The organism is Caulobacter sp. FG121 (assembly GCF_057809815.1).
Window position 1 is genome coordinate 1 of record NZ_JBMDKR010000015.1, and the last position, 5,804, is coordinate 5,804.

General features: G+C 68.7%; 8 protein-coding genes. All 8 read left to right on the plus strand.

What is annotated here, in order from left to right; all coding sequences use genetic code 11:
• Positions 1–507, plus strand: a 507-nt coding sequence (locus tag ACODSL_RS19915; RefSeq protein WP_488902483.1) for a hypothetical protein, incomplete at its 5' end; no start/stop codon positions are given.
• On the plus strand, positions 507–1,553 hold the full coding sequence (locus tag ACODSL_RS19920; RefSeq protein ID WP_488902484.1) for a phage baseplate assembly protein: 1,047 nt from the start codon (positions 507–509) through the stop codon (positions 1,551–1,553). The genes ACODSL_RS19915 and ACODSL_RS19920, both read left to right, overlap by 1 nt.
• Positions 1,550–2,155, plus strand: coding sequence for a phage baseplate assembly protein V (locus tag ACODSL_RS19925; protein WP_488902485.1), 606 nt, complete (start codon positions 1,550–1,552; stop codon positions 2,153–2,155). The genes ACODSL_RS19920 and ACODSL_RS19925 overlap by 4 nt, the downstream gene beginning before the upstream one ends.
• The gene (locus tag ACODSL_RS19930) at positions 2,152–2,610 is read left to right on the plus strand and encodes a phage GP46 family protein (protein WP_488902486.1); all 459 of its coding nucleotides are present in this window, start codon (positions 2,152–2,154) and stop codon (positions 2,608–2,610) included. Before ACODSL_RS19925 ends, ACODSL_RS19930 begins: the two co-directional genes overlap by 4 nt.
• Positions 2,600–3,652, plus strand: coding sequence for a baseplate J/gp47 family protein (locus ACODSL_RS19935; protein ID WP_488902487.1), 1,053 nt, complete (start codon positions 2,600–2,602; stop codon positions 3,650–3,652). Before ACODSL_RS19930 ends, ACODSL_RS19935 begins: the two co-directional genes overlap by 11 nt.
• 3 nt (positions 3,653–3,655) lie before the next feature.
• Positions 3,656–4,249: a YmfQ family protein gene (locus tag ACODSL_RS19940; protein WP_488902488.1), complete on the plus strand. Its 594-nt coding sequence runs from the start codon at positions 3,656–3,658 to the stop codon at positions 4,247–4,249.
• An 11-nt stretch (positions 4,250–4,260) separates the two neighbouring features.
• A complete protein-coding gene (locus ACODSL_RS19945; RefSeq protein ID WP_488902489.1) occupies positions 4,261–4,791 on the plus strand; it encodes a gp53-like domain-containing protein in 531 nt (176 codons plus the stop codon).
• Positions 4,792–4,934: 143 nt separating this feature from the next.
• Entirely contained in the window at positions 4,935–5,750 is an 816-nt protein-coding gene (locus ACODSL_RS19950) for a DNA adenine methylase (RefSeq protein WP_488902490.1), read from the plus strand.
• Positions 5,751–5,804: the final 54 nt, after the last annotated feature.

Here is a 5,804-nt window from a genome sequence, read left to right on the forward strand (position 1 = left end):
CTGCAGGCGCTGCGGCCGTTCACTGAGTTTGGATCGACCCTCGCTGCCGTGCTGGGCGACACGCCCGCCAGGACACGCCAGCTCGCCAACCAGACAGCCTATCTGGCCCTGGTCCGTCGCGCCGCGGCCGCCGAGTGCGTGGCCGTCGTCGCGGAGATGGAGTTCGACAGTTACGACGCGGCGGCCGCTGTCCGGGAGGACATGGCAGGCCGGATTGATGACTTGGCGCTTGAAGCGGCCGACGCCGGCGAGGACGAAGCCTTCGCCGCCCTGACTGTGCTGCGCCAGGCGCTGATCCGCGACGTGACCGCCCGCGGCGCATCCCGCGCCCGCCTGTTCCGGTACACCCCGGCCGCCAGCGAACCGGCCTTGGTAATCGCCCACCGCCTCTATGGCGATGCGACCCGCGACGCCGAGCTTGTCAGCCGCAACCGCATCGCGCACCCGGGTTTCGTTCCGGCCACGCGACCGCTGGAAGTCCTGACCCCTGACGCGGGGACCAGCTGATGAGCGATGCGGTGTCCCTGAAGGTCGGCGGCGTCCGGTTCGACGGCTGGACCAGCGTTCGGATCGAGCAGGGCCTCGACGCCCTGGCCGGCAGTTTCTCCGTGGCGCTGACCGAACGGTGGCCTGGTCATCCCGACCAGTGGGGGATCGAGGCTGGCGACAGCTGCGAGGTGTTTGTCGGCGAGGACCAGGTCATGACGGCCTGGATCGACCGCTTTAGCGCCAGCGTCGATCCAGACCGCCACCCCGTGGAGATCGCCGGCCGGGAGAAAACCTGCGACCTGGTCGACTGCTCGGCCGTGCATAAGCCCGGGTCCTGGAAGAACCGCACGTTGGAGCAGATCGCGGCCGAGCTGGCCAAACCGTTCGGGATATCCGTCACCGCCGTGACCCCGACCGGCCGCGCCTTCGACAAGGTCGCGCTGCAGCAGGGCGAGACGGTGTTCGAGTTCATCGAGCGCCTGGCCCGCCAGCGCGGCGTGATGGCCGTGACGACGGTGACCGGCAATCTGGAGTTCCGGCGGCCGGCCCAGACCGCGGCGGGCTACAGCCTTGAGCTGGGCGGGAACCTGAAGGCGGTCTCCTTCGACAACGACATCACAGACCGGTTCTCGGCCTACACCCTGAAGGGCCATGCCGACGACGGGACCAGCCGGCCCAAGGGCGAGGCCAAGGATCCGGGCGTGCGGCGCCACCGGCCGCTGCTGATCGTCAACGACGACGACAGCTCCAGCGCCAGCCTGAAGGATCGCGCCATCTGGGAAGCGTCGGTGCGCGCCGGCAAGGCCCAGACGGTCAGCTGCCTGGTTCAAGGCTGGCGATCGGCCGGCGGCGAGCTGTATCGCCCCGATCGCCTGGCGCCGGTCAAGGCCGCCCTGGTGGGTATCGACGCCACCCTGCTGGTGGTGGGCGTCCGTTTCGAGCTCAACGAACAGGGCCGCAAATCCGAGCTGATGCTTGCCCCGAAAGAGGCTTTCCAGCTGGAGCCGATCGCCGAGCCCAAGGCCAAGCGCAGGACGGCGACCACGCCGCCGGCTGGCCGATGAGCAAGGCGTTCCGCAAGATGCTGGCCAAGCCGGCCCGGGACATCCGGATGATGATCGGTCGGGGCATTGTGCGGCTGGTCAGCGAGGCCGACGGCCAGCAGCATCTGCAGGTCGACGGGCTGGCCGACGAGACGCTGGACGGCGTCGAGCATGCCCAGGACTACGGGTTTGCCAGCTCGCCGCTGCCTGGGGCCATCGGCCTGCTGCTGGCCATCGCGGGCCGCCGCGGTCAGGCCGTGGCGGTGGGGGTTGGCGATCGCCGCTACCGCATCGCGCTGGAGAAGGGCGAGGTCGCCATCCATGACGACCAGGGCCAGAAGGTTCATCTGACCCGGGACGGGATCGTCATCGAGACGACCAAGGCCCTGAGCGTGACCGCCGGCGACGCCCTGAGCCTGACCGCGCCCAGCCTGACGGCCGATATCGAGGGCGCGGTGGCCTTCACCTGCGAGACGTTCACCCTGACCGCCGACACCGCCACCCTGAGCGTGGACACCGCCCTGAACCTGGGCGGAACGGGTGGCCTGCAGGCGGCCCGCAAGACCGACGCCGTCGCCGGCGGGGTGATCACCGGCGGCTCCACCAAGGTGAGGATCACATGACGGATCTGGCCCTCCGCTGGGACCTGGACCTGCTTGCCGCCGACCTGTCGATCGCCGGCGGCGGACTGGTGACCGACACCGGCCTGGAGTCGGCGATCATCGTCTCGCTGTTCACCGATCGCCGGGCTGAGCCCGATGATGTGCTGCCGGCTGAAGGCGCGGATCGGCGCGGCTGGTGGGGCGACGCAGCGCCCACCGTCGAAGGCGACCGGATCGGCTCCCGTCTATGGCAGCTGCGCCGCGCCAAACGGACCAAGGCGTTGCTGATCCAGGTGCGCGAGTTCGCCGAGGAAGCGCTGGCCTGGCTGATCGAGGACGGCATCGCCGCCGCCGTCACCGTCGACACCGCGATGCTCGGCCAAAGCGGCGTGGCGATCGCCATCACCATCACCCGCCCGGACGGCCCCGGCCGCCAGCGCTTCGACTTTGTTTGGGAGCCCACCGATGGCGCTTGATCGCCCCACCCTGACCCAGCTGGTCGAGCGCGCGCGCGCCGATCTAGACGGCCGCATGGACGGTGCAGATTCGCGCCTTCGTCGCTCGCCCCTGGACGTCCTTGCCCGCACCCACGCCGGAGCGTTGCACGGGGCCTATGGCTATCTTGCCTACGCCGCGCGGCAGCTGATGCCCGACACCGCAGACGGCGAGCACCTGGCCCGCTGGGCAAGCGTCTGGGGCGTGGAGCGGAAGGCGGGCGAGGCCGCGGCGGGGAACGTGGCCGTGACCGGATCGAATGGGTCGGACATTGACCCGGGCGAGCTGCTGCAGCGGGGCGATGGCGTCGAGTATGTCACCACCGGTTCGGCGACGATCGCTGGCGGCGTCGCCACCGTGGCCGTCGAGGCGGTGATCGCGGGCGTGGCCGGCGCGGCCATCGAGGGCGTCGCCCTGACGTTTGTTTCGCCGATCGCCGGCGTCGCTACGGATGCGGCGGTCGCCGTCGGCGGGCTGACCGGAGGGCTGGACCAGGAATCGGATGACAGCCTTCGAGCGCGGCTGCTGGACCGCATCCGCAGCCAGCCCAGGGGTGGCGCAGCGAACGACTATCGTCGGTGGGCATTGGAGGTTCCCGAGGTCACCCGGGCGTGGGTCTATCCGGAGTTGAACGGCCTGGGCACGGTCGGCGTGGCCTTTGTGATGGATGGCCGTGAAGACCTGATCCCGGAGGCCGGCGACGTGACCGCCGTGGCCGCCTATATCGACGAGCGACGGCCCGTCACCGCCGACGTCGACGTCTTCGCGCCGGACGCTGCTCCTCTGAACTTCACCATCGACCTGAACCCCGACACCGCCGAAATCCGCGCCGCGGTGGCCGCGTCCCTGACCGACCTCCTGGCCCGCGAAGCCGAGCCGGGCGGGACGGTTCTGATCAGCCATATTCGCGAGGCCATCTCCACCGCCGCCGGCGAAGCCGATCACACCCTGACCACCCCCTCGGCCAACGTGACCGCCGCCGCCGGCGACATCTCGGTCCTGGGCACTATTACCTGGACCTGACGCATGGCCCGCACCGCCCAGGACTATCTCGACCAGCTGCAGGCCTTGCTGCCCACCGGGCCGGCGTGGCCGCGCGATCCTGATGCCGTGCTGACCCAGCTGCTGGGCGGCCTGGCGGAGGAGTTTGCCCGGTTGGACGAACGGGTCTCCGACCTGTTTGACGAGGCCGATCCGCGTTCCACTCACGCGCTGATCGGGGACTGGGAACGAGTGCTCGGTCTACCTGACCCTTGCACCGCCGCGGCGACGGCTCTGGCAGCACGACAGCTGATTGCCTGGCGAAAGCTGGCCTACCAGGCCGGCCAGACCCCGGCCTTCTACATCGCTCTGGCCGCCTCGGTCGGGATGGCGATCGAGATTCATGAGTTCGACCCGGACGTCGACGACTGGGATGGCGCCCTCACAGCTCTGATCGGCGGCGGCAAGTGGCGGTTCGTTTGGCGGGTGCATGTGTTGACCGCCACCGACTTCACGCTCTTCCGGGTCGGCACCTCCGAGGTCGGCGATCGCCTGGTCGAGGGCGGCGCCATCGACCTCGAATGCATGATCCAGGCGGCCCGGCCGGCCCATACCCGCGTCATCTTCAGCTACGCATAGAGGACAACAAAATGCATCGCATCGACGCCGACGACGACGACGGCCTGTTCAAGACAACGCCGCCCCCGGCCACGATCGTCACGCCCGAGTGGGCCAACGATGTGCAGGAGAACATCGCCCGCCTGATCGAGGCGTTCGGCATCACCCTGGTGAAGGGCGACTTCGACCAGCTGGTCGACGCTTTCGCGACCATGGGAATTCCAGGGCCTGTCACCGAGGTCGGTTCAAATGCCAACGGTCGTTTCCGGATCCACCCCGACGGCGAGATCGAGCAGCACGGCTACTACCCCGGCGGCTCGGCGCATCCGACCATCACGTTCCCGATGGAGTTCCCAACCGCCTGCGAGAACCTTGTGGTGACAGCTGTCAGCACCACCAACTCGACGCCTTCGAGCACGCAAGGCGGTGTGAACTATGCCTCCCCCGCCGCCGGGCCAACGACCGTCAACTTCTCGGTCTGGTGTTCGGCCGACGATGGCGGGCCCGACACCAACCAGCCCAGCACCACCGTGCCGTTCTACTGGCGCGCCATCGGGCGCTGAATCTAGCCCTCCTCGGGAGAGGGGGGTCCGAGGCGCTGTAACGCCTCAAACCGCGGGCGGTCACCCGCACCTTCCAGGGCCGCGGCCCTGGGCAGTCCCCCCACCGCGCGCTGCGGCGGGGTCAGTAAGAGTGATCACACAGGATGGAGTCCAGCCTTCTCACCCCGGTCGAGCCCGTGCGGCCGATCGCGCCCTACCTCGGCGGCAAGCGCAACCTGGCCAAGCGCCTGGTCGCCATGATCGAGGCCACGCCTCACGACCTATATGCCGAGCCCTTCGTGGGCATGGGCGGTGTGTTTCTTCGTCGCTCAATGCGGCCCCGGGCCGAGTTCATCAACGACGCCGGCCGGGACGTCTACAACCTCTACCGCGTGCTCCAGGAGCACTACCTGCCGTTCGTCGAGCTGGTCCGCTGGAAGCTGTCGTCGAGGGCTGAGTTCGACCGCCTGATGATGATCCCGCCGGAGACGCTCACCGACATGCAGCGAGCGGCCCGGTTCCTCTATCTGCAGCGCACGGCGTTCGGCGGGAAGGTCGCCGGTCGCAACTACGCCATGGCGAAGCTGGGGTCGCGATTCGACGTGACCCGGCTGCAGGCGATGCTTGAGGATCTGCGCGATCGCCTCGCCGGCGTCACCGTCGAGTGCATGGACTTCGAGGCCTTCATCCAGCGGTACGATCAGCCAGGCGCGCTGTTCTTTCTCGATCCGCCCTACTGGGGCGGTGAGGATGACTACGGCAAAGGGCTCTTCTCACGGGCCGATTACGAGCGCCTGAGAGGCCTCCTGGAGGCTCTTCAGGGCCGCTTCATCATGACCATCAACGACCTGCCGGAGGTCCGGGCGATCTTTGGCGGCTTCGAGCTGCAGGCTGCCGCCCACACCTATCGCGTATCGGGTGCGCCCACCGAGGCCAGGGAGCTGATCATCACCGGGCCGTTGAGGGCCGCTTCAGGCTAGTGGAGTGCTCTAAAAGCTCTTGTCCGAGACTCCAGAAGCTCTTGTCGCGCTTCA